The organism is Streptomyces sp. NPDC051315 (assembly GCF_044455165.1).
Lineage (GTDB): Bacteria > Actinomycetota > Actinomycetes > Streptomycetales > Streptomycetaceae > Streptomyces.
In genome coordinates this window covers 289,472-314,544 of sequence record NZ_JBITEN010000010.1, presented here as the reverse complement: position 1 = coordinate 314,544, position 25,073 = coordinate 289,472, and the positions used below count along the sequence as shown (strand labels likewise).

The 25,073-nt window shown below is 73.2% G+C and carries 25 protein-coding genes and 5 tRNA genes; 10 read left to right on the top strand and 20 right to left on the bottom strand.

The features are described 5' to 3' along the window. The first annotated feature begins 208 nt into the window (after positions 1-208). Positions 209-769, top strand: a complete 561-nt coding sequence (locus ACIBBD_RS21345; protein WP_399421020.1) for a CGNR zinc finger domain-containing protein — start codon at positions 209-211, stop codon at positions 767-769. Positions 770-1,132: 363 nt separating this feature from the next. Here ACIBBD_RS21345 and ACIBBD_RS21340 read toward each other — a convergent pair whose 3' ends face one another. Continuing rightward, entirely contained in the window at positions 1,133-1,318 is a 186-nt protein-coding gene (locus ACIBBD_RS21340) for a hypothetical protein (RefSeq protein WP_399421038.1), read from the bottom strand. 199 nt (positions 1,319-1,517) lie between these two features. After that, complete coding sequence (locus ACIBBD_RS21335; RefSeq protein ID WP_399421019.1) at positions 1,518-1,961, bottom strand: hypothetical protein; 444 nt, start codon at positions 1,959-1,961, stop codon at positions 1,518-1,520. 281 nt (positions 1,962-2,242) lie between these two features. On the opposite strand from ACIBBD_RS21335, the gene ACIBBD_RS21330 reads away from it, so the two are divergent. Next, positions 2,243-2,794 (top strand): DsbA family protein, encoded by a 552-nt coding sequence (locus ACIBBD_RS21330; protein WP_399421018.1) that lies wholly within the window; start codon positions 2,243-2,245, stop codon positions 2,792-2,794. A gap of 17 nt (positions 2,795-2,811) precedes the next feature. Here the strand turns inward: ACIBBD_RS21330 and ACIBBD_RS21325 are convergent, their stop codons facing one another. From ACIBBD_RS21325 to ACIBBD_RS21315, 3 genes are all read right to left on the bottom strand, one after another. Then, the gene (locus ACIBBD_RS21325) at positions 2,812-3,636 is read right to left on the bottom strand and encodes a GNAT family N-acetyltransferase (RefSeq protein ID WP_399421017.1); all 825 of its coding nucleotides are present in this window, start codon (positions 3,634-3,636) and stop codon (positions 2,812-2,814) included. Between the two features lie 154 nt (positions 3,637-3,790). After that, positions 3,791-4,612 (bottom strand): aminotransferase class IV, encoded by an 822-nt coding sequence (locus ACIBBD_RS21320; RefSeq protein WP_399421016.1) that lies wholly within the window; start codon positions 4,610-4,612, stop codon positions 3,791-3,793. Next, a complete protein-coding gene (locus ACIBBD_RS21315) occupies positions 4,609-5,652 on the bottom strand; it encodes a chorismate-binding protein (protein ID WP_399421015.1) in 1,044 nt (347 codons plus the stop codon). Before ACIBBD_RS21315 ends, ACIBBD_RS21320 begins: the two co-directional genes overlap by 4 nt. Before the next feature lie 177 nt (positions 5,653-5,829). Here ACIBBD_RS21315 and ACIBBD_RS21310 point away from each other — a divergent pair. From ACIBBD_RS21310 to ACIBBD_RS21290, 5 genes are all read left to right on the top strand, one after another. Further along, positions 5,830-5,902: transfer RNA gene (locus ACIBBD_RS21310), tRNA-Gly, on the top strand. Between the two features lie 38 nt (positions 5,903-5,940). Next, positions 5,941-6,014: transfer RNA gene (locus ACIBBD_RS21305), tRNA-Cys, on the top strand. Position 6,015: 1 nt separating this feature from the next. Further along, positions 6,016-6,087 (top strand) — tRNA-Val (locus tag ACIBBD_RS21300). Between the two features lie 34 nt (positions 6,088-6,121). Further along, positions 6,122-6,193: transfer RNA gene (locus tag ACIBBD_RS21295), tRNA-Val, on the top strand. A 34-nt stretch (positions 6,194-6,227) separates the two neighbouring features. Further along, positions 6,228-6,299: transfer RNA gene (locus tag ACIBBD_RS21290), tRNA-Val, on the top strand. 78 nt (positions 6,300-6,377) lie between these two features. Here ACIBBD_RS21290 and ACIBBD_RS21285 read toward each other — a convergent pair. From ACIBBD_RS21285 to ACIBBD_RS21270, 4 genes are all read right to left on the bottom strand, one after another. Then, the gene (locus ACIBBD_RS21285) at positions 6,378-6,665 is read right to left on the bottom strand and encodes a zf-TFIIB domain-containing protein (protein WP_399421014.1); all 288 of its coding nucleotides are present in this window, start codon (positions 6,663-6,665) and stop codon (positions 6,378-6,380) included. Between the two features lie 81 nt (positions 6,666-6,746). Continuing rightward, on the bottom strand, positions 6,747-7,682 hold the full coding sequence (locus tag ACIBBD_RS21280; protein ID WP_399421013.1) for a phosphotransferase family protein: 936 nt from the start codon (positions 7,680-7,682) through the stop codon (positions 6,747-6,749). 449 nt (positions 7,683-8,131) lie between these two features. Further along, positions 8,132-8,326 (bottom strand): hypothetical protein, encoded by a 195-nt coding sequence (locus ACIBBD_RS21275; RefSeq protein WP_399421012.1) that lies wholly within the window; start codon positions 8,324-8,326, stop codon positions 8,132-8,134. A 198-nt stretch (positions 8,327-8,524) separates the two neighbouring features. Further along, positions 8,525-8,800 (bottom strand): hypothetical protein, encoded by a 276-nt coding sequence (locus ACIBBD_RS21270; protein WP_399421011.1) that lies wholly within the window; start codon positions 8,798-8,800, stop codon positions 8,525-8,527. A gap of 196 nt (positions 8,801-8,996) precedes the next feature. Here ACIBBD_RS21270 and ACIBBD_RS21265 point away from each other — a divergent pair, with 196 nt between their 5' ends. Then, a complete protein-coding gene (locus ACIBBD_RS21265; protein ID WP_399421036.1) occupies positions 8,997-10,433 on the top strand; it encodes a protein kinase in 1,437 nt (478 codons plus the stop codon). Between the two features lie 10 nt (positions 10,434-10,443). On the opposite strand, the gene ACIBBD_RS21260 is transcribed toward ACIBBD_RS21265, so the two are convergent. The 9 genes from ACIBBD_RS21260 to ACIBBD_RS21220 form a co-directional block, all read right to left on the bottom strand. Next, on the bottom strand, positions 10,444-11,262 hold the full coding sequence (locus tag ACIBBD_RS21260) for a TrmH family RNA methyltransferase (protein ID WP_399421010.1): 819 nt from the start codon (positions 11,260-11,262) through the stop codon (positions 10,444-10,446). Between the two features lie 65 nt (positions 11,263-11,327). Further along, a complete protein-coding gene (cobA, locus tag ACIBBD_RS21255) occupies positions 11,328-12,560 on the bottom strand; it encodes a uroporphyrinogen-III C-methyltransferase (RefSeq protein ID WP_399421009.1) in 1,233 nt (410 codons plus the stop codon). Positions 12,561-12,701: 141 nt separating this feature from the next. Then, positions 12,702-16,967, bottom strand: coding sequence for a nicotinate-nucleotide--dimethylbenzimidazole phosphoribosyltransferase (cobT, locus tag ACIBBD_RS21250; protein WP_399421008.1), 4,266 nt, complete (start codon positions 16,965-16,967; stop codon positions 12,702-12,704). 366 nt (positions 16,968-17,333) lie between these two features. Then, entirely contained in the window at positions 17,334-18,551 is a 1,218-nt protein-coding gene (gene cbiE / locus ACIBBD_RS21245) for a precorrin-6y C5,15-methyltransferase (decarboxylating) subunit CbiE (RefSeq protein ID WP_399421007.1), read from the bottom strand. A gap of 94 nt (positions 18,552-18,645) precedes the next feature. Continuing rightward, positions 18,646-19,284 carry a GNAT family N-acetyltransferase gene (locus ACIBBD_RS21240; RefSeq protein WP_399421006.1) on the bottom strand — a complete coding sequence of 213 codons (639 nt, stop codon included), beginning with the start codon at positions 19,282-19,284 and terminating at the stop codon, positions 18,646-18,648. A gap of 217 nt (positions 19,285-19,501) precedes the next feature. Continuing rightward, positions 19,502-20,329 (bottom strand): MetQ/NlpA family ABC transporter substrate-binding protein, encoded by an 828-nt coding sequence (locus tag ACIBBD_RS21235; protein ID WP_399421005.1) that lies wholly within the window; start codon positions 20,327-20,329, stop codon positions 19,502-19,504. A gap of 66 nt (positions 20,330-20,395) precedes the next feature. Further along, positions 20,396-21,133: a methionine ABC transporter permease gene (locus ACIBBD_RS21230; RefSeq protein WP_399421004.1), complete on the bottom strand. Its 738-nt coding sequence runs from the start codon at positions 21,131-21,133 to the stop codon at positions 20,396-20,398. After that, a complete protein-coding gene (locus ACIBBD_RS21225; RefSeq protein WP_399421003.1) occupies positions 21,130-22,161 on the bottom strand; it encodes a methionine ABC transporter ATP-binding protein in 1,032 nt (343 codons plus the stop codon). Before ACIBBD_RS21225 ends, ACIBBD_RS21230 begins: the two co-directional genes overlap by 4 nt. Before the next feature lie 370 nt (positions 22,162-22,531). Beyond that, positions 22,532-23,182, bottom strand: a complete 651-nt coding sequence (locus ACIBBD_RS21220; RefSeq protein WP_399421002.1) for an HAD-IA family hydrolase — start codon at positions 23,180-23,182, stop codon at positions 22,532-22,534. Between the two features lie 69 nt (positions 23,183-23,251). On the opposite strand from ACIBBD_RS21220, the gene ACIBBD_RS21215 reads away from it, so the two are divergent. Then, positions 23,252-23,611, top strand: coding sequence for a hypothetical protein (locus tag ACIBBD_RS21215; protein ID WP_399421001.1), 360 nt, complete (start codon positions 23,252-23,254; stop codon positions 23,609-23,611). Between the two features lies 1 nt (position 23,612). Next, on the top strand, positions 23,613-24,029 hold the full coding sequence (locus ACIBBD_RS21210) for a hypothetical protein (RefSeq protein ID WP_399421000.1): 417 nt from the start codon (positions 23,613-23,615) through the stop codon (positions 24,027-24,029). Here ACIBBD_RS21210 and ACIBBD_RS21205 read toward each other — a convergent pair. Then, positions 24,019-24,516: a GNAT family N-acetyltransferase gene (locus ACIBBD_RS21205; protein ID WP_399420998.1), complete on the bottom strand. Its 498-nt coding sequence runs from the start codon at positions 24,514-24,516 to the stop codon at positions 24,019-24,021. The genes ACIBBD_RS21210 and ACIBBD_RS21205 overlap by 11 nt on opposite strands. 45 nt (positions 24,517-24,561) lie before the next feature. After that, positions 24,562-25,065, bottom strand: coding sequence for an RNA polymerase sigma factor (locus tag ACIBBD_RS21200; protein ID WP_399421035.1), 504 nt, complete (start codon positions 25,063-25,065; stop codon positions 24,562-24,564). Positions 25,066-25,073: the final 8 nt, after the last annotated feature.

Genomic DNA, 25,073 nt, shown 5'->3' with positions numbered 1-25,073 from the left:
CCCCCCCCCCCCCCCCCCCCCCCCCCCCCCCCCCCCCCCCCCCCCCCCCCCCCCCCCCCCCCCCCCCCCCCCCCCCCCCCCCCCCCCCCCCCCCGGCGTGTCCCGGAGCATGCGGGGCGTCGACCCCCCGTGGCTTGACGGCCCGGTGCGGCTACCATCGGCCAGCATCGGCGGGCGCCCGCCCGTCCCCCAGGCCAGGGAGCGAAACGTGCTGATCACCCACGACACCCGGTGCGCGCTCGATGCCGTGGTCGATCTGGTGAACACCGCACCGGAGGACGACACCTCTCCGGACGGGCTGCCGGATGTCGCCGCCCTCGAGATTTTCGTACAAAAGCACGACATCAGTGACGTCGGCGTGCTCTCCGAGTTCGACCTGTCCGCGGTGCGCAAGATCCGCGGGCGGTTCGCGGGGATCTTCGCGGCGTCCGAGGCCCGTATCGCCGCCGGACTGATCAACGAGCTGGTCGCCGCCGCCGGCACCACGCCCCGGCTCACCGACCACGACGGCTACGACTGGCACGTCCACTACTTCGCGCCCGGCGCCTCCATCGCCGACCACCTGGCGGCCGACTGCGGGATGGCGCTGGCCTTCTTCGTGGTGGCCGGGGAGCAGGAGCGGCTAAGGCGCTGCGAGGCCCCGGACTGCCGACGCGCCTTCGTCGACCTCTCCCGCAACCGTTCCCGCCGGTACTGCGACAGCCGCACCTGCGGCAACCGCCTCCACGTGGCCGCATACCGAGCCCGCCGCAAGGAGGCCGCGGGCTGACCCGCGCGCGCCCGTCCGGTCGACCCCACCGATGGCGCGGAGCGCCCGGTCTCCAGGCGCCACGCGGCCGCGCGTCGCCTGGAGACCGATCGCCCGGCCGTCGGACGGGCAGAGCACCGGGCCGTCGGGCGGAAGTGCGCCGTGCCGTCGGGCGCGTATCCCCCAGCCCTCGGGTGTGAAAGCCCATCCCTGCGGCGTGAAGCACAACCCTCGGGGTGAGGTCCTGGCCGTCTGACGGCCGGGCGACCAGGGCCGTCGGCCGGCAAGACCTTGATGCCAAGGGAGCGGTCCGTGAAGCCGCGATTCGAGGTTTTCGATGCCGACGCGGACCCGGCGGGTGGCGCCGGGGACCGCGGGTACGGATCACAGCAGCAGCAGATCGTGCAGCGCAGCCATGAGCAGCAGACACCCGATCACCGCAAGGAAGATCATCAGCGGTGGCTGGGAAAGGGCGAAGAGGCATCCGCGCGGCTCGTCCTGAGGTGGCGCGGCGTCGCTCTGTGTCGTGTCCAGCATCTCGCGGGCGATGATGACGCAGGCAGGACGCACGACGCGATCACCGCGCCCGGATTGAGCGGGTGTACGCCGAAAACCGCGAAATCGGTTCCAGCCGTGATCACTTCCGCGCGGGTGCGGCTCGAGTGTGTCGTTTCACGCCCGAGGGGACCGGTGAGGGGGCCGGCCTGTGCGGGGCTGTGTCATCCGCGGCTCCGACGCGGGTGTCGTATCCGTCGGGTACGACACCGTTTCATATGCCGTGTTTCTTGAGGATGGCCTCGATGTCGCTGAAGTCGTCGGATGCCGTCGCCCGGGGGGCGGCGGCAGGCCGGGAGGCCGACCGGGGGCCCTGCCCCAGTGACGGCGCCGAGGCGGCCGGTGCGACGGCGTCGGCCTGTGCGGACCGCGCTGCCGCCTTGCGCTCCTTGCGGGTGCCGCCGCGACGGCGTTCCACGGCCCGGGTGGTCGCGAAGAGGGCCCAGGCGGCGCCGAGCACACCGAAGCCGGCCCAGGCCACGGGGCTGAAGGCGGTGCCGGCGGCCCACTCGACGACCCCGGTCATCACCAGGCCGAGCGGAACGAGCGCGTAGGCCACGATGCGTGTGGCCGTCAGGAATCGCTTGCGGTAGGCCGTGACCGCGGCGACGCCCAGGCCGGCCGCGGCGACGGCGGAACAGACGGTCTCGGCAATCATCCGGGCCTCCAGACGCGGCGCACTCGGGCAGGGGTGGCTAGGCTCGGCGCCACGGCACGGCGGCGCTCCGTCCCCTCCATCCTGCACCTGCGCGGCGCTCCCGGGCCAAGGCTCGAGCGGACATCAGGGACATCTCCGGGTCCCCTCATCCGCAGGTACGGGGGCGCGTCGCTAGCGGCGCGCGTGCCGTACGGGCACGGCGTCGCAACGGCACGCCGTCGCACCGGCGGTGCGGTCGGTCCGGATTGGGGCAGGCGGACCCGGGCTGGGAGACTGGTGCCATGAGCGACTCCTCCCCGGCCTCCGCCCCGACACCCGCCGTCCCCTCCCCCGCCCGTCCCTCCGTCGTCCTCGACGTCTGGTGCGAGCTGCAGTGCCCGGACTGCCGCAGCGCCCTCGACGACCTGCGCACCCTGCGTGAGCGCTACGGCGACCGGCTGGAGCTGCGGCTGCGGCACTTCCCGCTGGAGAAGCACAAGCACGCCTTCGCCGCCGCGCAGGCCGCCGAGGAGGCCGCGGAGCAGGGTCAGGGCTGGCCGTACGTCGAGGCGGTGCTGGGCCGGGTCGAGGAGCTGGACCGTAAGGGCGAACCCTTCCTGGTCGAGGTCGCCGGGGAACTCGGACTGGACGCCGAGGAGTTCGACACCGCGCTCATCGACGGCCGGCACATTCTGATCGTGGACGCCGACCAGGCCGAGGGCAAGGCGATCGGCGTCACCGGTACCCCCACGTACGTCATCGGTGGTGAGCGTCTCGACGGCGGCAAGAGCCAGGAGGGGCTGCGCGAGCGCGTCGAGGAGATCGCGGACCGGCTGCTGGCCGAGCGGGCGTGAGCCGGTCCCGGGCCGGCTCAGAGCAAGTGCTTGTACAGCGAGTACCCCACCGGCACGTACCCGAGTGACTCGTAGAGCCGCTCGGCGGGGGTGTTCCCGGCGAAGACGTTGAGACCGATCGCGCGCTTGCCGGCGGCGGTTGCCTGGGCCTCGGCCAGCAGCATCAGGGACCGGCCGTGGCCCCGGCCGCGGAAGGGCTCGTCGGTCCGGACGTCGAAGACGAACGCCTTGTCGTCGGCGAACGACACCCACAGCACGCCGACCCGGGTGTCCTCGTGCTCCAGGACGCTGAACAGCATGTTCTCCGTCGCCAGACCGTGAGCCAGCAGCACCTCGTGGTCCCGGCGGGACTTGGCCCACGCCTCGTCCTCCGGCACGCCCCGGTCGAGCCAGTCCCGGGCGTACTCGGGCACGGCCCGTTCGTGCCACCGCCCGAACTCGGCCTCCGTCATGGGCCTGGCCCGGCTGCCCGCGGGCAGTTCGGGTACGACGGTGCCGAGGGGTTTCTCCATGCCGCGGTTGCGGTGGACGTACCCGAGCGCGGTGGCCAGCCGCAGTGCGGCCTCGGCGTCGGCGGGCACCCTGACGTCGATCCGCCGGCAGCCCCACCCCCGCGCCACCTCCTCGGCGGCGAGCGCGGCCACCGTGCCCCGGCCGCGCCCGCGGTCCGGCTCGTCGATGCGCAGGTCCTTGATCTCCGCGACGCGGGGTCCGAAGGAGGCGGACGTCGACAGGTGTATCCCTCCGACGGGACGGCTGTTCACGCACACCTGGTAGCGGCGGGACAGCGCCCCGTCGGTGGCACGCTGGAGCGGCTCGGTCGGCCGCAGGGTCGTGGTCATCACGGGTGTTCTACCCGCTGCCGCGCTCCGGATCAGCCGAATATGTACGACCGCTGGACCCGGCCCCGGAGTTCGGTCACCGCCCACGGCCGCCACGTACGGGTTCTCCTCCGCGTACGGCTTCTGCTTCTCCGCACGGCCTCGCCCGCGGACCCTACGGGTCGAGGTCGTCGCCCGCCCGCTCGTCGAAGATCCGCATCGCCTTGGCGGTCACCGGGCCCCCCGTGCCCGGGAGTTCGCGGTCGTCGACACGGTGTACGGCCTGGACGTCCCGCAGCGTCGAGGTGAGGAAGACCTCGTCGGCCTGCTGGAGCACCTCCAGCGGCAGGTCGGTCTCCTTGGCGCCGGTCCATTCGACCGCCAGCGCGCGGGTGATGCCCGCGAGGCAGCCGGACGCGAGCGGAGGAGTGTGGATCTCGCCGTCGAGGACGACGAAGACGTTCGATCCCGTGCCCTCGCAGAGCTGCCCGACCGTGTTGCCGAACAGCGCCTCGGAGGCCCCGTGTCGGTGGGCGCGGGCCAGCGCGACGACGTTCTCGGCGTACGAGGTGGTCTTCAGACCGGTGAGCGCGCCCCGCTCGTTGCGGGTCCAGGGAACGGTGATCACGGCCGTGGAGTCGGGGCGGCGCGTGGTCTCGCCGAGGGCGACCACGAGGGTCGGGCCCTGTTCGCCGCGGTCGGAGCCGAGCGGGCCGTGGCCGCCGGTGTAGGTGATGCGCAGACGGCCGAGCGGCATCGGGTTGGCCTCGAGGACGGCGGCGCAGGCACGGCGGACCTCACCGTGGTCGGGGTCCGGCAGGCCGAGGCCGCGTGCGGAGCGGGTCAGCCGGTCGAGATGACGGGTGAGCGCGAACGGCTTCCCGTCCACCGCCTTCACGGTCTCGAAGATGCCGTCGCCCACGGTCAGGCCGTGGTCGAAGACGGAGACGCGGGCGGACTCGCTGTCCTGCAGCCCGCCGTCGAGCCAGATCTTCACGTCAGGGTCCCTTCATCCACCTCGTACGCCCCCGACGCTACCGCGAGGAGTCGGGACGCCTTCAGCTCGGTCTCCCGCCACTCGGCCTCGGGGTCAGAGCCCCAGGTGATACCGGCGCCGGTACCGAAGCGGAGCACGCCTTCCGCTCGGTCGATCCAGAAGGTCCGGATGCCGACGGCCAGCTCGCCCGTACCCCGGTCGGCGTCGATCCAGCCGACACCGCCGCAGTACGGGCCGCGGGGCGCGGTCTCCAGCGCGTCGATGATCCTGAGGGCGCTGGACTTGGGGGCGCCCGTGACCGATCCGGGCGGGAAGGCGGCATCGAGCAGCTCCGCCCAGCCCGCGCCCTCCCCGAGCTCGCCGCGGACGGTCGACACGAGGTGTACGAGGCCCGGATGCTTCTCCACCGCGCACAGGTCGGGGACGGTCACGCTGCCGGTGGCGCACACACGCCCGATGTCGTTGCGGACCAGGTCCACGATCATCACGTTCTCGGCGTAGTCCTTGTCGAGGAGGTCCGCCTCGGTGCGTCCGGTGCCCTTGATCGGCCCGGACTCGACGACCCGCCCGTCGCGGCGGAGGAACAGCTCGGGCGAGGCGGTGGCGACCTCCACGCCGTACCCGGGCAGACGAATCGTTCCTGCGTACGGTGCCGGGTTGCCGCGTGCGAGCATCGCGGTCAGCGCGTCCACGTCGGCGTCGGGGGCGACGGGCGCGGACAGGACGCGGCAGAGGTTGGCCTGGTAGACCTCGCCGGCCGCGATGTGCTCGCGGATGCGGCGCACGCCGGCCGTGTACGCGGCGCGGTCGAGGGACGACGTCCAGTCACCGGCGGCGGGTCCCCGCCAGCGCCCCGGCACCGGTGCGGGCACCGGCTCCCGGCGCACGTGCTCGAAACGGGCGCAGACCAGACGGCCCTCGAAGTCGGCGCAAACGGCCCAGAAACCGGTGGAGTCCAGGGCCGCGGGGTCGTCGGTGACATCGACGAGGCCGGTGGCGACGCGGTCGCCGAAGCGGGCGAGAGGAGGGAGGTCGAGCACGGTGTCGAGTCTAGGGCGGGTGTCCCGGGGGCGGTCCGCGGATGTCCCGGCGGGGGCCTGAGCAGGTCTTCGGCGGCACGCAGCGCAGCACGCTGCACAAACGCGTTTTTGTACTGGCCCAGGAATCCGCTAGAGTTCAACACGTCGCCGGGACGCGCAAGCGGACCGAAACGACAGGCGGACGTAGCTCAGTTGGTAGAGCGCAACCTTGCCAAGGTTGAGGTCGCGAGTTCGAGCCTCGTCGTCCGCTCGAAGGAAGTAGGGATCTTCCCGGTCCCCTACACTCCTGGTGGAGTGGCCGAGAGGCGAGGCAACGGCCTGCAAAGCCGTCTACACGGGTTCAAATCCCGTCTCCACCTCCAAGGACGATTAGCTCAGCGGGAGAGCGCTTCCCTGACACGGAAGAGGTCACTGGTTCAATCCCAGTATCGTCCACTGGATCTTCGGATCTCGATCTTCGGATCATCCCGCGCGATTAGCTCAGCGGGAGAGCGCTTCCCTGACACGGAAGAGGTCACTGGTTCAATCCCAGTATCGCGCACGCAGCACTCACGACCTCCGGGTCGTGGTCCCGAGGACGATTAGCTCAGCGGGAGAGCGCTTCCCTGACACGGAAGAGGTCACTGGTTCAATCCCAGTATCGTCCACACACCGGAGCCCCCGGCCGTCTCTGCGGCCGGGGGCTTCTCCGTGTGCGGGCCCGGCGCCGGGCCGAGCCCGCCGGGTCAGCTGGAGAAGAGCATGCGACCGAAGCTCTTGTGGCGCTGGTGGCCGTAGTGCCCGCCGTGGCCGCCGTGCGGGGCACCCCAGGCGGGAGCGGGCGCGGCGGGCGGGTAGGCCTGCGGGGCGGCCGGGGGCGGCGGGGCCGGCTGGGACCACTGGGACTCCAGGCGGGTCAGCGCCTCCAGCTCGCCGTAGTCCAGGAAGATCCCACGGCAGTTGCTGCACTGCTCGATCTGGACGCCGTTGCGGTTGTAGGTGTGCATCGGAGCGTGACACTTCGGACACTGCATGATTCGGCTCAACTCCTCGCCGGTCGGTCCTGCTTCGCGTATCGCCAGGACAGACTCTGTCCGGCTGCGGTCGGTTGCACCCTACTTCGCGGAGCTTGGAGCCAACTGCGGGGGCACTGACCCCATTCGCGCACAGGCGTCGACGAGGGACTGCTCGACCTCGTCCAGGGGACGGTCCTGGGCGAGCGCCTTCGTGACGGCACGGGCCGCGGTCTGGACGGTGACGGCGCGGGCCGGGACGTCCAGGGCCGGCCAGGGGTCGCCGTCGGCGGGGACGGCCGGGCCGTGCGCCTCGCGGTACGCGGTCAGGAAGCGGCTCCACTCCTCGGGAGGCAGGAGACCGCAGGCGTACCAGGCGGCGGGGCGGGCGAGGTCCCAGGCCGGGACGCCGACGCCGAGGTCGTCGACGTCGATGAGGCGCCACGGGCCGTCGGGGGCGGGGTGGCGGACGAGCTGGCCGAGGTGGAGGTCGCCGTGGCAGAGGGTGGTGGTGTCGGGCATGGGGGCCTCGGCGCGGGCCCAGGCGGGGAGGCGGCTCCAGGCGTGCAGGACGGGTTCGGTGGCGACGTGGGGGCCGGCCTCGCGGAGGCGGGTCACGGCGTGGGCCGCTTTGGCGGGGCCGCGCATCGGGGGGAGCGGGAGAGGGGCGGGGGTGCGGTGGAGCCGGGCGAGGAGGGTGCCTGCGGCTTCCCAGGGGGCGGCGTCCGGGTCGTCCGGGTCCACCGGGGTGCCGTACGGCCAGAAGGTGACGAGGCGGCCGTGGAGAGGGGCGGGATCGGGGGTGAGGGGAGGGAGGAGGGCATCGGTGAGGTGTGCGGCGGCGGTGAGGCGGGGGGTCAGGTCGGTGACGGTGGTGTCCGGGGCGTGCGCCTTGGCGACGGTGTCGGCGTGGCGGACGACGGTGGCGTCGGGGCGGTCGGCGAGGGTGGCTGCGCCGCAGGGACAGGGTGACGTGACGGCGTGGGCCTGCGCTCTGGCGCGGAGGGTGAGCTCGGTGAGCAGGGGGTTGGCGGTCATGGGGCTCCCTGGGCGTGCGGATCTGGGGGCGAGCGTACGCGGGGAGAGCCGGCCGGGGTTGTCGGGTGCGGCGCGGTCGGCGCCGGCGGGGTGGCGCCTGCGCCCACCCCTGCCGCCCCAAGCGGTACGGCTGCCCGTGGCTGCGTGGGAGGGGCGGAAGGGCCGAACAGCGTCCACGTCTGCCGGCCGGTGACACCACCGCCCACAACCGGCTGTCGACTGTCGGCTGAGGGTCGGCCGCCCGTTGCCTGGTTGGAAGGGGGCGGCATGGAGGGTCACGCCGTCGTGGCCGGGCGTGGCGGTCCGGGGTCCGGGGTCCGGGCAGAGCAATGCCGGCGCAGCTCCCCAGCTGCGCCGGCATTTGTGCCGTCCGCCGCACCCCCGTCCCCACGGGGTTTCATGGGTGGATGTCCCCGCCCGGACCGCTCTTCCGGGCCTGGGGTCGCCGCTCAGCGCCCCAGCATCACGCCCACGGACGACGCCTGTGTGGCCACTGTCTCCCAGCCGTCGAAGACGACGAGGAGCAGGACCGCCAGGGGGAGGGCCATGAGCGTCGCCACCAGGGGGTGGCGGCGGCCCGTACGGCGAGGGCGCCTGGTGCGTCCCTCCGTGCGGATCAGTGTCCGCGGTGCCGTGTGGGCCATGGTCCCTCTCCTGACCGTTCTTCGTTGTCGTTGGCAGCGGCGGGTGTCTGACCTCGGGGGACGAGTGCTGCACCCGCCGCTTGACCTCAAATCTAGGCGCCGGGCGGGCGCCGGTCGTCATGCCCTCGTACCGCTTGCCGGGCCTCCCGGAGGATGAGCCGTGACCTGCGGAGTACTCCCCTGGGTGGAGAAGACGGCCTAGGTCTCGGGGTCTTCCCGGAGGGGTCGTCCGGTACCGGTCGGCTTTTCCGAGTTGTCCGTGCGGGGAACCGGCTGCTCGACCAGGGCGAGGACCCTGTTCGCCATGAAACGGGCGGTACGGACGATGGTGCCGTTACGCGTGACTTCGCTCACTTCCACCACCCCTCGGCGTACCGCCGTCTCCACGCGGCGGCCCGCCCTGCCGGCCACCACCTCGTAGGTCCGTGTCGTGTCGCCGGCGTCGACGACTATCTCCACTCGGTCACCCTTCACGGGTTCAATTCCCCTTCTGTGACAGGTGGTTGAGGTCACAGGGTCGGCAAAGCAGGCCTGTTCGCAGGCCCTCTGACCACCCTTCAAGTCTCCCACCCGGCACTGACAATCGATCGGGCCGAGAGGGCGCGGCCTCTGCGCGGGAACGGCCGTGGAAACGTAAGCTGTGGCACGTCACACGGACCGGGCAGCGGGGATGAACATGGCGATGATGCGCCTGAGGCGCGAGGACCCGCGCGTCGTCGGCTCGTTCAAGCTTCACCGACGGCTCGGCGCGGGCGGGATGGGTGTCGTCTATCTGGGTTCCGACAAGAAGGGGCAGCGGGTCGCGCTGAAAGTGATCCGGCCCGACCTTGCGGAGGATCAGGAGTTCCGGTCGCGGTTCGCGCGGGAGGTCTCGGCGGCGCGACGGATCAGGGGCGGGTGCACCGCCCGGCTGGTCGCGGCCGATCTGGACGCCGACCGGCCGTGGTTCGCCACCCAGTACGTGCCCGGTCCCTCTCTGCACGACAAGGTCGTCGACGAGGGTCCGCTCGGGGCCGCCGAGCTCGCGTCGATCGGGGCCGCGCTGTCGGAGGGGCTCGTCGCGGTCCACGAGGCCGGGGTCGTGCACCGGGATCTGAAGCCGTCGAACATCCTGCTCTCCCCCAAGGGGCCGCGGATCATCGACTTCGGCATCGCGTGGGCGACGGGGGCCTCGACGCTGACGCACGTCGGTACGGCGGTCGGCTCCCCCGGTTTCCTGGCGCCCGAGCAGGTGCGCGGCGCGGCGGTCACCCCGGCCACCGACGTCTTCTCGCTCGGCGCCACGCTCGCCTACGCCTCGATGGCCGACTCGCCCTTCGGGCACGGCAGTTCCGAGGTGATGCTGTACCGGGTGGTGCACGAGGAGCCCCAACTGCACAGTGTGCCGGACGCCCTCGCCCCGCTGATCCGGGCCTGCCTGGCGAAGGATCCCGAGGAGCGGCCCAGCACGCTCGATCTCTCGCTGCGCCTGAAGGAGATCGCGGCCCGCGAGGCCCAGGGACTCGGCGACCCCCGGCCGCCCGTGCCACGGGCCGGCGAGGCGGACCGGCCGACGGGGCGGCTGGCCGAGCACAGCTATCCGGAGCGGACACAGCGCCAGCCGGGCACACCGGCGCCGCGGGGCGGGGGGCCCTCCTCGCGCGGGCCGGTGCCGTCGCGGGGCGGGAGCGCTTCGCGGGGCGGGAGCACTTCCCGCGGCGGGAGTACTTCCCGCGGGGGGAGCACGTCGCGGGGCGGGAGTGCCGGGCGCGGTGGAGTGCCGTCGTCGTCACGGTCCGGGGGCCGGTCCACTCCCGCGTCCCGGAACACGCCCGCCGTACGGAACACCCGCTCCGGCAGCGGCAACCGGCCGACGCCCCGGGGCGGGTCCGGGCGTCCGGCGCCGCGGCCCACGGGGACCGGGAGGCGGCCCGCCAATCCGCGGCTGCTGCGGCAGCGGCTGTTCGTCTTCGTCGTCGTGACGCTGCTCGTGGCGCTCGGTATCGCCGTGGTCCAGGGCTGCCAGGGGCCGGCCCAGGGCCTGAGGGGCGACGACGGCGTCGTACGCGATCAGCGGCAGGCGGCGCAGGACCATGCACGGCCGGAGGCCGACGGGGTCTCGGGGTAGGCCCCGTGGTCTACGTCCGCGGGCGGCCCGTCGCCACAGCGTAGAAGGCGACCGCGGCCGCCGCGCCCACGTTGAGCGAGTCGACGCCGTGGGACATGGGGATGCGGACCCACTCGTCGGCGGCGACCAGGGCCTGGGTGGACAGGCCGTCGCCCTCCGCGCCCAGCATGAGGGCGACCCTGTCCATCGTGTGGGGCGCGGCCTCGTCCAGGCTGCGGGCCTTCTCGTCCGGGGTGAGGGCGAGGAGCGTGAAGCCGGCCTCGCGGACCGAGTCCAGGCCCTTGGGCCAGGTGTCGAGGCGGGCGTACGGCACGGAGAAGACCGCGCCCATGGAGACCTTCACGCTGCGGCGGTAGAGGGGGTCGGCGCAGTCCGGGGAGAGCAGCACGGCGTCCATGCCGAGGGCGGCGGCCGATCGGAAGATGGCGCCGATGTTGGTGTGGTCGTTCACCGACTCCATGATCACGACCCGGCGGGCCGTGCGCAGCAGCTCGGCGGCCGTGGGGAGCGGTTTGCGCTGCATGGAGGCGAGGGCGCCGCGGTGGACGTGGTAGCCGGTGACGCGTTCGGCGAGCTCCGGGCTGACGGCGTAGACCGGGGCCGGGAGCTCGTCGATGACGTCGCGCATGACGTCGACCCACTTGGCGGAGAGCAGCATCGACCGCATCTCGTAGCCGGCTTCCTTGGCCCGTCTGATGACCTTCTCGCCCTCGGCGATGAACAGGCCCTCGGCGGGCTCGCGCCGGCGGCGCAGCTCCACGTCGGTCAGCCCGGTGTAGTCGCGCAGGCGCGGGTCGGCGGGGTCCTCAACGGTGATGAGATCGGCCACAGGGGTGATACTGCCTTGTCCTGGGTGTGGTGCCAACGGCTCGGTACAGGTTCTGTTACCCCGGGTTACGCCGACGTCGGCGGGCCGACGGTGACGACCTCGCCGATGACGATCACCGCCGGGGGCTTCACGTCCTCGGCGCGCACCGTCTCGGCGACCGTCGCCAGGGTCGCGTCGACGCGGCGCTGGGCGGCCGTGGTGCCCTCCTGGACGAGGGCGACGGGGGTGTCGGCCGGCTTCCCGTGCGCGACCAGGGTCTCGGCGATCTTCCCGATCTTGTCGACGCCCATCAGGATCACGAGCGTGCCGGTGAGCTTCGCCAGCGACGGCCAGTCGACCAGGGAGCGCTCGTCGTCGGGGGCGACATGACCGCTGACCACCGTGAACTCATGGGCGACGCCCCGGTGGGTGACCGGGATGCCGGCCGCGCCGGGGACCGAGATCGAACTGGAGATGCCCGGGACGACCGTGCAGGGGATGCCGGCCTCGGCGAGGGCGTGGAGCTCCTCCATGCCGCGGCCGAAGACGTACGGGTCGCCACCCTTGAGGCGGACGACGGACTTGCCCTGCTTGGCGTGTTCGATCAGCGCGTTGTTGATGGCCTCCTGGGCCATGTACCGGCCGTACGGGATCTTCGCCGCGTCGATGACCTCGACGTGCGGCGGGAGTTCGGCGAGGAGGTCGCGCGGGCCGAGGCGGTCGGCGATGACGACGTCGGCCTCGGCGAGGAGGCGGCGGCCGCGGACCGTGATCAGGTCCGGGTCGCCGGGACCGCCGCCGACGAGGGCGACGCCGGGGGTGCGGGTGCGGTGGTGGGGGGCGACCAGGGTGCCGTCGCGCAGGCCCTCGACGACCGCGTCGCGGATGGCGGCGGTGTGGCGGGGGTCGCGGCCCCTGGCCTCGGTGGTGAGGACGGCGACGGTGACGCCCTCGCTGGTGCCGGTGGCGGGCGTCCAGGCGGTGGCGGCGTCGGCGTCGTCGGAGCGGACGCACCACACCCGGTGCGCCTCCGCCTCCGCCGAGGCCCGGGTGTTGGTCGCGGAGTCGTCGGTCGCGATCAGGGCGTACCAGGCGTCCGCGAGGTCGCCCTCGGCGTAGGGGCGCCGGTGCCAGGTGATCTCGCCCGCGTCCGCCATGGCCTCGACGGACGGGGTGGCTTCGGGCGACACGAGGTGGATGTCCGCGCCCGCCGCGATCAGCGCCGGGAGACGGCGCTGGGCGACCTGGCCGCCGCCGAGGACGACGACCCTGCGGCCGGTGAGGCGGAGGCCTACGGGGTAGGCGGGGTGTTCGGCCATGAGGGGCGGCTCCTCGAACAGGCGGGGAATGGGCGCTGCGGCTCTGGAGCGGCCCTGACGTGCGAATTTTAGGATGTGCGTTCAGCGTACGGCGGGGCCGGGGGGCACGCAGGAGCGCGTCCCCGCCGACCCGGACCGGTCCTACTTCTCGGTGACCCCCGCCGAATCGAAGGTCGCCACCTCGTGCATCGCCCTCGCGGTGCTCTGGACCAGGGGCAGCGCCAGGAGGGCGCCGGTGCCCTCGCCCAGCCGGAGGTCGAGGTCGACCAGCGGGCGCAGGCCCAGCTTGTTCAGGGCGGCGACGTGGCCCGGCTCGGCGCTGCGGTGGCCCGCGATGCAGGCCGCGAGGACCTCGGGGGCGATGGCGCGGGCGACCAGGGCGGCGGCGCCGGCACTGACACCGTCCAGGATCACCGGCGTCCGCAGGGAGGCGCCGCCCAGCAGGAGACCGACGATCGCGGCGTGTTCGAAGCCGCCGATCGCGGCGAGTACGCCGATGGGGTCGGCCGGATCCGGCTGGTGGAGTTCGAGGGCTCGGCGGACGACCTCGGTCTTGCGGGCGAGGGTCTCGTCGTTGATGCCGGTGCCCCGGCCGGTGACCTCGGCGGCGTCCGCGCCCGTGAAGACGGAGATGAGGGCCGCGGAAGCCGTCGTGTTCGCGATGCCCATCTCACCGGTGAGAAGCGCCTTGTTGCCGGCCGCCACCAGGTCGCGGGCCGTCTCGATGCCGACCTCGATGGCCTGCTTGGCCTCCTCGCGGGTCATCGCGGGGCCGGTGGTCATGTCGGACGTGCCCGCGCGGACCTTGCGGGGCAGCAGGCCCGGCGTGGCCGGGAGGTCGCCCGCCACTCCGACGTCCACCACGCACACCTCGGCGCCCACCTGGGTCGCGAAGGCGTTGCAGACCGCTCCCCCGCCCAGGAAGTTGGCGACCATCTGGGCGGTGACCTCCTGGGGCCAGGGGGTGACGCCCTGGCCGTGCACACCGTGGTCACCGGCGAAGATCGCCACGGCCGCGGGTTCCGGGATCGGCGGCGGGCACTGGCGGGACAGGCCGGACAGCTGGGCGGAGATGATCTCCAGCATGCCCAGCGCCCCGGCCGGCTTCGTCATGCGCTTCTGCCGTTCCCACGCCTCGCCGAGCGCCTTGGCGTCCAGCGGGCGGATCCCGGCGACGGTCTCGGCGAGCAGGTCGTGCGGGTCCTCGCCGGGCAGCGCGCGACGGCCGTACGTCTCCTCGTGGACGACCCACGACAGCGGGCGGCGCTTGGCCCAGCCGGCCTGCATCAGCTCGGGCTCGTCCGGGAACTCGTCGACGTAGCCCACGCACAGGTAGGCGATGACCTCCAGGTGCTCGGGCAGACCGAGGGCGCGGACCATCTCGCGCTCGTCGAAGAAGCTGACCCAGCCGACGCCGAGGCCCTCGGCGCGGGCGGCGAGCCAGAGGTTCTCGACCGCGAGCGCGGCGGAGTACGGCGCCATCTGCGGCTGGGTGTGGCGGCCCAGCGTGTGGCGGCCGCCGCGGGTCGGGTCGGCGGTGACGACGATGTTCACCGGGGTGTCGAGGATGGCCTCGATCTTCAGTTCCTTGAACTGCTTCGCTCGGCCCTTGGGCAGCGACTTCGCGTACGCGTCACGCTGACGCATCGCCAGTTCGTGCATCGCGCGCCGGGTGTCGGCGGAGCGGATGACGACGAAGTCCCAGGGCTGCGAGTGGCCGACGGAGGGCGCGGTGTGGGCGGCCTCCAGGACGCGCAGCAGCACCTCGTGCGGGATGGGGTCGCTGCGGAAGCCGTTGCGGATGTCGCGGCGCTCGCGCATGACCTTCAGCACGGCCTCGCGCTCGGCGTCGTCGTACGCGGGCGCGGCGGGACCGGTGGGCTGTCGTGCTTCTTCCACCGGGGCCGTGCTCTCTTCCTGGCTCTGGTCCGGGCCCTGGGCCGGAACCTGCTCCTGGCTCTGGTCCTGGACCTGTTCGTGTTTCTGGTCGTGGACCTGTTCGTGGGTCTCGTCCTGGTCGGCGGCCCTGGTGTCCAGGTCCTCCGGGTTCTGTGCCACGTTCGGGTCGGGCTCGGGGGCCGTCTCCGGGGCGGCCTCGACCGAGGCCTCGGCTCCGCTCGGGGCGGGGACCGAGGCGGCGGGGGTCTCGGCGGCCGCCGCGGCGGGGGTCTCGGCCTGCGGCGCGGGCGCCTGCGGGTCGACCGGGGTCGCCACGGGGTGCGGCGGGGTGGGGGCGAGGTGCGGGGTGGTGGGCACCGTGCCCTCCGCGGGGACGAACTGGCCCAGCGGGGCGTCCGGTCGCGGCTCGGCGGGCGTGGCGTCGGCGGAGGCCGCGGTGTCCGGGGCGGGCACCGAAGCGGCTTCGCCCTCGGCCGTCACCGGGACGGCGGCGTCCGAGACCTGGGATGCCGGGGCCGCGACCGGGGCGGGAGCCGGGGCGGCGTGCGCCGGGGTCGCGGGCGCGGGCTCCACCTGCTGTTCCGCCTGGTGGTCCGGGGTGGGCTCGCTCTCCGGCGCTGGCTCGACCGGGAGGCCCGCCACCGGCTGCTCCTGGGGCACCTGCTCGGCCTCGGCCTGCTGGGGAACCGGCTCGGCGGGAATGCCCTCGGCGGGAGCCGGGGAGCCGTCCGCGAGCTGCGGAGCGTCGGGGACAGCGGCTACGGCGGGCTCGGCGGGCGCCTCGACGGGCTCCGGGACCGGGGCGGGCGCCTCGGGGGCGACGGCGACGGGCTCCGGGGCAGGGGCTACCGGGTCGGCGGCGGGGGTCACCGGCTCCGGGGCAGGGGCGAGCGGCTCCGGCATCCGGGGGGTTGCGGGAGCTGCCGCTCCGGGGACCTGGGCGGGGTCGGGCGCGGGGGCGGCGGGCTGAGCCGCGTCGGGGGCGGCCGCCTCCGGGGCGACGCCCGGTGCCGGAGCCTCCGGGGCGGGGACCGCCTCGGGGGCCGGGGCCGACGCGGGTGCTTCGGCTGCCCGCGCGGGTTGGGGAGCCGGGGCCGCGGCGGCCGCGTCGGCGGCGGGGGCCTCGGTGGCGGGGGCCTCGGGAGCGAAGCCGGGCACGGGAGTCTCGGCAACCGGAGGCATCTCGCCCACCGGTGCCTCCGCGACGTGAGCCGCCTCCGTCACGGGTGCCTCCGCGACCTGAGCCGCCTCCGCCACGGGCGCCTCGGTCACCTGGGCAGGCGCGGGCGCCGGGGCCTCGGCCGCGTCGGCGGCGGGCGCCGCGGGAGTCTCCTCCGCGTCAGAAGCCGGCACCGCTTCGGGAGCCGGCACCGCTTCGGGGACGTTCGCCTCGGGGGCCTGCGCGGGCTCGGCCGGGACCTGCTCAAGTGCCTGCGAGTGGGCGGCAGCGGCCACTTCCGCGCGCTCACCCTCGGCAGCTTGCCCGCCGTCGGAAACCTGCTCGCCCTCAGGCGCGTGCCCGCCCTCGGCAACCGGTACGGGCTCCGGCACGTGCGTGGCGTCCACCGGCCCACCCGCGCCGGGCACGGACACCTGGCCGGGCACGGACACCTGGCCGGGCACGGCTGCGGGGCCGGGCACGGGGGCGGGCTCCGCCACCGGACCCGCGGGCGCGGTCGGCGCCGCCTGTGCGGGCGCCGCGCCTGCGGGCACGCCCTCCGGCTGACCCACGCCTCCCGCACCGGCCTGCGCGCCGTCGCCGGCGTACGCGGACACGGCCTCCGGGGGCAGCGGTGTCCCGGCCGCCTGCCCGTGCTCTGCCCCGTGCGGGGCACCCGTGGCCGCGACGGCCTCCGTGGCCAGGCGGGCCACGACCGCCTGGGCCGCGCCCACCGGCTCGGGCTGCTGCTGGGCTGTCGGAACAACCGTTTCCGCAGGGGCCGCCCCTGGAGCGACCGGCGCCTGGGCCGCGGCCTGGGGGCCCCAGGGAGCCGCGCCCTGCGGGGGCGTCTCGCTCAGCGGCGGGACGTCGAGGTACTCGGGGCCGGACGACGGCGGGCCGGGATGGCGTACCGGCGCCCCGGCGGGGCCGCGGTCGGCGAGGGAGCGGACCGGGCTGGCGGAGGTGTTGGGGATGGGCGGGCCCAGGTGCAGGGGCCGCCGGGGCGTGATCGGCGGAATCGGGGTCGTCGGCGCCGTCGGGCCGGGAAGGCGGACCGCGCTGAGGTCGACCGAACCGCTGTCGCGGCCGGCCGTCTCGTGCGGCCCCGGCTCGTGAACCGCCTCGGCCACCGGGTCGTGAACGGCCTCGACCACCGGCTCCGGCGCGGGCGGCGCCACCTCGTTGCCCCAGGCGCTCTGGGCGCCCGGCAGCAGCAACAGGTCTTCGTCCTCGGCGGTGGTCTCGGAGAGGTAGGTGTACGCGCCGTGCGCGGGGGCGCCCGGCTGCTCCACCATGCCTGCGTTCTCCGGCAGTCCCTCGCCCGGGACCTGGCCGGTGTCGGTCATGCGTACCCCTCGCCCATCGGTTAGTGCTCCTACGACCAGCTCACCCGGAACGGCGCACCGACCGCCCCGTAGTGAAGAACGAGCGTCCGCGCCCAGCGGCACGAACGACCCGCCCGAAAAAGCGACAAAGCCATTCAGTGGCATTGTCCCGGCCGTCGCCACGTCGCGACAGCTTGATCCGCGACACGGCGCTGTGGACTGCGCCACGTTGCGCGCCCTCCGGTTCTGCCGTACCACACGCATCCCAAAACGGATGTGTTTTCCGGACATTGACCGACGAAGCGCCGGGCGACCGGATGCGGTACGACGATCGGCCAGCCTACCGCGCGCGGTACGACAACAGGATCACGGGGAGGGCGAACCCGGTCATGCCGAGCGGTCGGGCAGGACCCCGCTGAGCAGGAACGCGACGCTCCGTTCCGTCTCCGTCCAGGCCCGCGTGTCGAGTTCGACGGACTGGAGGAGGGCGCACTCGACGCGGTAGCCGTGTTCGGTCAGGTCGCGGCCGACGAGTTCGGCGGCGTCACGGGTCATGGCGTGGGTGACGATGCGCTGCGGACGGCGGTCGGCGACCGCGGAGACCACGGCCGCTCCCCCGCCGCCGACGCGGACCACGTCCGGTTCGGGCAGGTCCTCCAGGACGTGCGGGGCGGTGCCGTGGACGATCTGGAGCTGGACGCCGTAGTGGCGCCCGCAGGCGTCGGTGCGGGCGCACGCCGCCCGGTCGCGGTCGACGGCGATGACGGCCGCCCCCGCCCGCGCGGCGTCGACCGCGAAGGCGCCGCTGCCGCAGCCGATGTCCCAGACGAGGTCACCGACGCGCGGGCCCAGCCGGGCGAGTTGGGCCGCGCGCAGCAGTTCCGACTCGCTCTCGCCGAGGTCACCGCCGTACGCCTCGGCGGGCAGCGCCCAGCCGCGCGGGCCGGTGCCGGGGTCGCGGCCGGCGATCCAGCCGCTCTCCCCGGCGCCCACGGGACCGGCGGATCCGCCGATGGCGATGACGACGTTGGGGTCGCGCCAGGTGTGGTCGGCGGCCTTGTCGGAGGTGACGACGCTGACCTGCTCGCGGTCGGTGCCGAGTTCCTCACAGACGACGAAGGTGCGGTGGACACCCTCCAGCAGCAGGCCCAGTTCGGCGGGGCCGGCACCGGGCGAGGTGAGGACGGCGACCTTGGTGTGGGCGCGGCACACGTTCACCGCGCGGCGCAGGGTGCGCCGGTGTGCGACGACCACCTCGGCGTCGTCCCAGGGCATGCCGGCGCGGGCGAAGGCCGCGGCGACGGAGGAGACGGCCGGGACGACCTCGACCTCCAGGCCGAACTCGGGTACGCGCAGGGTGCGCACGACGCCGAAGAAGCCGGGGTCGCCGTCGGCGAGCACGACCGCGGTGCCGCGGTGGGCGGCGATGCGACGGGCGGCGAGGGCGAGGCTGCCGAGACGGATGCGTTCGGCGGCGGGCGGCACTTCGGGCAGCGCCAGGTGGTGGGCGGCGCCGGCCACCAGCGTGGCGGCACCCAGTGCGGAGCGGGCCGCGGCGGTCAGCGGCGAGCCGTCCCAGCCGATCACCGTGACGCGGTCGGCCATCGTCGTCAGTCTCCCGGGGGTTTACGCAGGCAGCGGGCTCCGTGAGGGTACCTGGTCGCGGGGAGCCGGGCGGTGGCGGTGCGGTGGGCGGGGATCAGTTCCAGTCGGTGTAGGACGTGAAGCCGCCGCTCTCCGCGAACTGCTCGCCGCCGCCCTCCAGGTCCTCCGGGAGGAGGCTCCACACGATGAAGTCGGTGCGCACCTCCGTCCAGGTGCCGTCCTCGGCGCGGGCGCGCGCTATGCAGGCGTTGCGCAGGACGCCCTCGCTGATACAGCCGATCTTCTGCGCCACCTGCTGTGAGGCGGTGTTGTCGGCGGCCGTGCGCAGCTCGATGCGCTCGAACTTCTGGTCGTTGAAGAGCCATTGGGCGGTGGCCAGCGCCGCCTCGGAGGCGTAGCCCTCGCCGCGGGCCCAGGGGGCGATGATGTACGACAGTTCGGTGGAGCGGACGTGCCAGTTCGTCTTGCCGAGCTGGATGATTCCGACGAGCCGCTGGGTCAGGAACTCGGTGACGGCGAGGTCGAGGCCGCGGCCCGCCGTGCGTTCGGCCGGCGCGTACTCGCTGATCCAGGTGCGGGCGCCGTCCTCGGTGAACGGCTGGGGGACGGATGTCCAGGCCGCGACCTGCTCGTCGTTCATCATCTCGGCCAGGGCGGGCACGTCGTCCTCATCGAGGGGACGCAGCACCAACCGCTCCGTGCTGATGGAGATGGTGGGGAAGGTGCTCGTCATGCGCCGCTCCGTAACCTTCGAAACCGTCGGGATCCGACCTGCTTGACCGTCAGGCCCGCTGAACTGCCCAGCATGCAGCATGAAAGCACCGCGACGCATCACGGGGTCCTCCCCCACTGCCCGGAGGGAGTGAGGCAGGACCCACCGGGTGAAGGAGCGGACCCCGTGCGTGCGCGCGGTGGCGCGAGGGGCGCGCGGCGGGCCGTCGCCGGGTGCCTCAGAAGGAGGCGATGACGGAGCCGGCGTACTTGTCCTCGATGAACTTCTTGACCTCGGCGGAGGTCAGGAGCTTCGCGAGCTTCTTGACGCGCGGGTCGTCCTCGTTGCCCTCCTTGACGGCGAGGAAGTTGCCGTAGGGGTTGTCCTTGGCGGACTCCAGGACGAGCGCGTCCTCGGCGGGCTTGAGGTCGGCCTCGATGGCGTAGTTGCCGTTGACGACGGCGGCGTCCACGTCGTTCAGCGAGCGCGGGGTCTGCGCCGCCTCCAGCTCCTTGAACTTCAGGTTCTTCGGGTTCTTGGTGATGTCGGCGGGGGTCGCCGAGTTGCCCGCGCCGTCCTTGAGGGTGATGAGCCCGTTGGCGGCGAGCAGCTTCAGGGCGCGCGCCTCGTTGACGGTGTCGTTGGGGACGGCGACGGTCGCACCGCTCTTCAGGTCCTCGACGCTCTTGACCTTGCTGGAGTAGAGGCCGAGCGGCTCCAGGTGGACCGTGACGACGGGCACGATGTGGGTGCCGTTCTTCTTGTTGAAGTCGTCGAGGTACGGCTGGTTCTGGAAGTAGTTGGCGCCCACCGAGCCGTCCTCGGTCGCCGTGTTCGGCGTGACGTAGTCGGTGAACTCCTTGACCTCCAGGTCGAGGCCCGCCTTCTGTGCCAGGTTGTCCTTGACGAAGGTGAGGATCTCGGCGTGCGGGACGGGGCTCGCGGCGACGATCAGCGGGCCGCTGCTGCCGGAGGCGGAGTCCTTGCCCGAGCCGCAGGCGGTGAGCCCGAGGGTGAGGGCTCCGGCGGCGAGGACGGCGGTGGTGATCTTGGCGGTGTTACGCACGAAAAGTGCCTTTCCTGAGGGTGGTGCGACCCCGCTGCGGGTGTGCGGGGAGTCTGAGGGGGTGGGTCAGGCGACCTTGCCGACGTCGGCGGCCGCGGGCTCCTTCGCCTTCAGCAGGCGCAGCCGGGGCGCGGGGCCCGAGCGGCCGCCGCGGCGGTGCAGGGAGCGGGCGGCGAAGTCGCCGGCGAACTGGATGAGCGAGATGACGACGGCGAGGATCGCCACCGTGATCCACATCAGCTCGGTCTCGAAGCGCTGGTAGCCGTAGCGGATGGCGATGTCGCCGAGGCCGCCGGCGCCGACCGTGCCGGCCATCGCGGAGTAGCCGATGAGGGCGACGATCGTGGTGGTGGTGCTGGCGATCAGCGAGGGCAGGGCTTCCGGTACGAGGACCTTGCGGACGATGGTCCAGGTGTTGCCGCCCATCGACTGCACGGCCTCGACCAGCCCGCCGTCCACTTCCCGGACAGCCGTCTCGACCAGGCGTGCGAAGAAGGGGATGGCGCCGATGGCGAGCGGCACGATCGCGGCCTCCCGGCCGATGGTCGTGCCGGTGAGGGAGCGCGTGAAGCCCATCAGCGCGACCATCAGGATGATGAACGGCATGGAGCGGGCGATGTTCACGACCTGCCCGATCACCTTGTTGGCGACGACGTTCTGCAGCAGGCCGCCCCGGTCGGTCAGGACGAGGAGGATGCCCAGCGGCAGGCCGCCGGCGACGGCGATGAGCGTGGACCAGCCCACCATGTAGAGGGTGTCCCAACACGCCTGCTCCAGCAGAAGCTGCATCTCGGACCAGGTCACTTGGCACCTTCCTTCACGAGCCGGGGCTCGTTCACGACATCGATCTGCAGGCCCTGTTCGCGCAGGAAGCCGATGGGCACCACGTTGTCCTCGTAGCCGCCGGGCAGCTCGATGCGCATGCGGCCGACCTGGAGGCCGCCGACGGTGTCGATGGCGGCGCCGAGGATCGATATGTCGATGTTGTAGGTGCGCGACAGCTGGGAGATGACCGGCTGGGTCGCGGCCTCGCCGTGGAAGGTGACGTCCACGACGGTGCGGTCGTCGCCGCCGGCCTCGCCGCCCACCGGGAAGAGCGCGGCGGCCAGCTCGGAGCCGGGGGTCGCGAGCAGTTCGCTGACCGTGCCGGACTCGACGACGCGGCCCTGCTCCATGAGCGCGGCCGAGTCGCAGATGCTCTTGACCACGTCCATCTCGTGCGTGATGAGCAGGACGGTCAGACCGAGCTGCCGGTTCAGGTCGCGCAGCAGGGCCAGGATCGAGCGGGTGGTCTCCGGGTCGAGGGCGCTGGTGGCCTCGTCGGAGAGGAGCACCTTGGGGTCGCCGGCGAGGGCGCGGGCGATGCCGACACGCTGCTTCTGACCGCCGGAGAGCTGGGCGGGGTAGGCCTTGGCCTTGTCGGCGAGGCCGACGAGGTCGAGGAGTTCCAGCGCCTTGCGGGAACGTTCCTTCCCTGACTGGCCGAGGATCTCCAGCGGCAGCTCGACGTTGTCCTGCACGGTCCGCGAGGACAGCAGGTTGAAGTGCTGGAAGACCATGCCGATACGGCTGCGCGCCCGGCGGAGCTCCCGGCCCGCGCGCGGCCCGCGTCCGGCGAGGGCGGTGAGGTCCTGTCCGGCGACGGTGACCGTCCCGGAGGTGGGGCGCTCGAGCAGGTTGATGCAGCGGATCAGCGAGGACTTGCCGGCACCGGACTGGCCGATGACGCCGTACACCTCGCCTTCGCGGACGTGAAGGTCGACGCCGTCGAGGGCGGTGACCTCACGGCCGCGCGAGCGGTAGACCTTGGTCAGGCCCGATGTGGTGATCACTGGGTTTCCGTCACTGTCGAGTGCGCGGGCGTGGGTGTGCCCGGGCACGGATGCGAATCGGTCAGGGACGCGACACGGTTCTCGCGGTGGCGATGGAACCGGGGGAGAACATGTGCGCTGGGCGCGGCTCGGGTCGCGTACGGCTCACGGCGTACGGACGTGCCACGACGGCTCGCTTCGGGGCGCGAGCGCGGGGGTGGTGCGGGGGCCCTCTAGAAGGCGCACATTCGACACAGACAACGAGCACCGGGCGTCATGGTCGCCTCGGTCGCAAGGGTGCGGCTGCTCGTCGTGGTCATGCGATCAGTAAAGCAGACGTACGGTCCTGACAAAGCCGCGCTGTCCGCATGCTGGACAGCCGTGGACGGCCTCAGAGGCGCTCGGAGATCTCCACGCCCTCGTAAGTGACCAGTGCGGACAAGGCGGACAGGTTCCGCACCACCAGATCGGCGTCGAGCTCGTGGGCCGGGTGGGTTGTGGCCAACGCCACGGTCCGCATGCCGGCCGCGCGACCGGCCGCCAGACCCGCCGGGGCGTCCTCGAAGACCACGCAGCGGGCGGGATCGACGCCGAGTTCACGGGCGGCGAGCAGGTAGGGCTCGGGGTCGGGCTTGCCCCGGGTGACGTCGTCGGCGGTGACCAGGGTCTTGGGCCGGATGCCGACGGCCGCGAGGCGGGCCTCGCCCAGGCGCCGGGTGGCGGAGGTGACGACGGCCCAGCGGTCGGCGGGGAGGGCGTCGAGGAACGCCCTGGTGCCGGGGAGCAGTTCGACTCCCCCGTGGGGCACGTCGTCCACCTCGAGCTGTTCGACGCGGGCGACGGCCTCCGGCACGAGCCGGGCGGGCAGCAGGTCGGCGACTATCTCCACGGCCGGGCGTCCGTGCAGTTCGACGCGCGCGAACTCCTCGGCGGTGATCCCGTACTCCCGGGCCCAGAGGGTCCAGCAGCGCTCCACGGAGGCGAGGGTGGAGACGAGGGTGCCGTCGTTGTCGAAGAGGAGGGCCTGCGCGTGGATCGTCATGGTCCAGACCCTACGCGGCACGGCGGGCCCGCCCGCAGGAGGCCGTTTCGGCCGTAATAAGGTCACAGCATGCTTGATGTCCTGACGCTGGTGACCGGTGTCGCCGCGCTGCTGCTCGCCGCGTGGTGCGGCTGGGCGGCCTACCGTGACCAGCCGACGAAGGACTGGCACTTCATCGGGATGGCCGTGGTGTCGGTGCTGGCGCTGGCGCAGCTGGTGGTCGGGATCGTGCTGCTGGCGCGGGGTGAGAAGCCGGAGCAGGGCACGACGATCTTCGTGGCGTATCTGCTGGGGGCGTTCGCGTCCGTGCCGGCGGCGGGGTTCATGTCGCTGGCCGAGCGGACCCGGTGGGGTTCGGTGACGGTGGCCGCGGGCGGCGTGGTGCTCGCCGTCCTCGAGGTGCGGCTCTTCGACATCTGGGGAGGCTGAGATGGCGGCCGTCGAGGAGAAGCCGGCACGGCTCATCGCAGGGCCGGGGCTGGTGCTCGTGTGGTTCTACGGCGTGATGGTCGTCGGGGCGGTGTCGCGGTCGGTGTACCAGATCGCCACCGAGTTCGACCGGGCGCCACTGGCGTACTCGCTGTCGGCGTTGGCCGGTGTGGTGTACGGCTTCATCACGTACTCGCTGGTGCGGGGCGGGGAGACCGCGCGGAGGGCGGCCCAGGTGTGCTGCGCCGCCGAGCTCGCGGGTGTGCTGGTCGTCGGTACGTGGACGCTGGTGGAGCCGTCCGCCTTCCCCGACTCCACCGTGTGGTCGGACTACGGGATGGGGTACGTGTTCATTCCCGTACTGCTGCCACTGACCGCGCTGTACTGGCTGCGCAGGTCCCGTACGGTCAGGCAGTAGCCGCGTACTCCCCCGCCGCCTTCTCCAGGATGATCATCGGCACGCCGTCCGTGCCCTCGGCGGTGCCCACCGTCTCGTATCCGACGCGGCGGTAGAGGCGGAGGTTGCCCTCGCTGCGCCGGCCGGTGAAGAGGCGGAACTTCGTGGCGCCGCGCTCCTCGGCGAGGGCGGACTCGGCCGCCCGGAGCAGACGGGCGCCGATGCCGTGGCCCTGGAGGCGGGGGTGGACGCAGAGCTTGCCGATCGCGGCGGCGCCGTCCTCGGTGATGGTGCCGCGGACCGAGCCGACGACCTCCTCACCCAGCCGGGCCACGAAGACGCAGTCGGAGACCAGTTCCTGCCGGACCGAGTCGAGGGTCTGGACGAGGGGCGCGATGCGGTAGTTGCCGTACAGCGCGGCTTCGCTCTGGAAGCACAGGTACTGCAGCCTGAAGATCTGCTCGGCATCCTGCTCGGTCGCCACCGAGATGGTCACGCTCATGCCCATGTGCGCACGCCTCCCGCTCACCTGATCGCCTGTGGTTCTTCACACCTATCCCCGCACTTCGCGCGTCGCAACCTCCGGCGCGAGCAGACGCCGTAGACATCCCAGACATCTGGAGCGTTCCGGTCCGAGACTGCCCTGTGAGATACCCAACTCCCCGGCGATCTCCCGGTATGTGAGGTCCTCGGGGGACAGCAGGGCCCGGAGGAGACGAGGGCAGCGGCCGGGGAGGCGGTGCACGGCGTCGTGCAGGGCGCGGCGGCGGGCGGCGGCGAGGACGCGGTGCTCGGGGCCGTCGCGGTCGTCGGCGGGATCGGTCTCGTACGGCCGCTCCCGGCGGGCCGTGCGGCGGGTGCGGCGGGACTCGGCGCGCACGGCGCGGCGCAGCCAGCCCTGCGGGTCGGGCGGCGGGCCCTCGGCGGCGAGGTGTTCCAGCAGGCGCAGCGAGACCGCCTGTTCGAGGTCGGCGGGCTCCGTTCCGGTGGCGTGGGCCTCGGCGGAGGCCTCCGCGGCGAGCAGGGGGCGCAGGTCGGCCAGCAGGTCGTGCTTCACGTGGGGCA

Bases quoted from the DNA above. Each gene is read 5' to 3' on its own strand.
- ACIBBD_RS21335 (WP_399421019.1), bottom strand. From the start codon at position 1,961: ATGATTGCCGAGACCGTCTGTTCCGCCGTCGCCGCGGCCGGCCTGGGC.
- ACIBBD_RS21330 (WP_399421018.1), top strand. From the start codon at position 2,243: ATGAGCGACTCCTCCCCGGCCTCCGCCCCGACACCCGCCGTCCCCTCC.
- ACIBBD_RS21325 (WP_399421017.1), bottom strand. From the start codon at position 3,636: ATGACCACGACCCTGCGGCCGACCGAGCCGCTCCAGCGTGCCACCGAC.
- ACIBBD_RS21285 (WP_399421014.1), bottom strand. From the start codon at position 6,665: ATGCAGTGTCCGAAGTGTCACGCTCCGATGCACACCTACAACCGCAAC.
- ACIBBD_RS21280 (WP_399421013.1), bottom strand. From the start codon at position 7,682: ATGACCGCCAACCCCCTGCTCACCGAGCTCACCCTCCGCGCCAGAGCG.
- ACIBBD_RS21275 (WP_399421012.1), bottom strand. From the start codon at position 8,326: ATGGCCCACACGGCACCGCGGACACTGATCCGCACGGAGGGACGCACC.
- ACIBBD_RS21265 (WP_399421036.1), top strand. From the start codon at position 8,997: ATGAACATGGCGATGATGCGCCTGAGGCGCGAGGACCCGCGCGTCGTC.
- cobA (WP_399421009.1), bottom strand. From the start codon at position 12,560: ATGGCCGAACACCCCGCCTACCCCGTAGGCCTCCGCCTCACCGGCCGC.
- cobT (WP_399421008.1), bottom strand. From the start codon at position 16,967: ATGACCGACACCGGCCAGGTCCCGGGCGAGGGACTGCCGGAGAACGCA.
- cbiE (WP_399421007.1), bottom strand. From the start codon at position 18,551: ATGGCCGACCGCGTCACGGTGATCGGCTGGGACGGCTCGCCGCTGACC.
- ACIBBD_RS21240 (WP_399421006.1), bottom strand. From the start codon at position 19,284: ATGACGAGCACCTTCCCCACCATCTCCATCAGCACGGAGCGGTTGGTG.
- ACIBBD_RS21220 (WP_399421002.1), bottom strand. From the start codon at position 23,182: ATGACGATCCACGCGCAGGCCCTCCTCTTCGACAACGACGGCACCCTC.
- ACIBBD_RS21215 (WP_399421001.1), top strand. From the start codon at position 23,252: ATGCTTGATGTCCTGACGCTGGTGACCGGTGTCGCCGCGCTGCTGCTC.
- ACIBBD_RS21210 (WP_399421000.1), top strand. From the start codon at position 23,613: ATGGCGGCCGTCGAGGAGAAGCCGGCACGGCTCATCGCAGGGCCGGGG.
- ACIBBD_RS21205 (WP_399420998.1), bottom strand. From the start codon at position 24,516: ATGGGCATGAGCGTGACCATCTCGGTGGCGACCGAGCAGGATGCCGAG.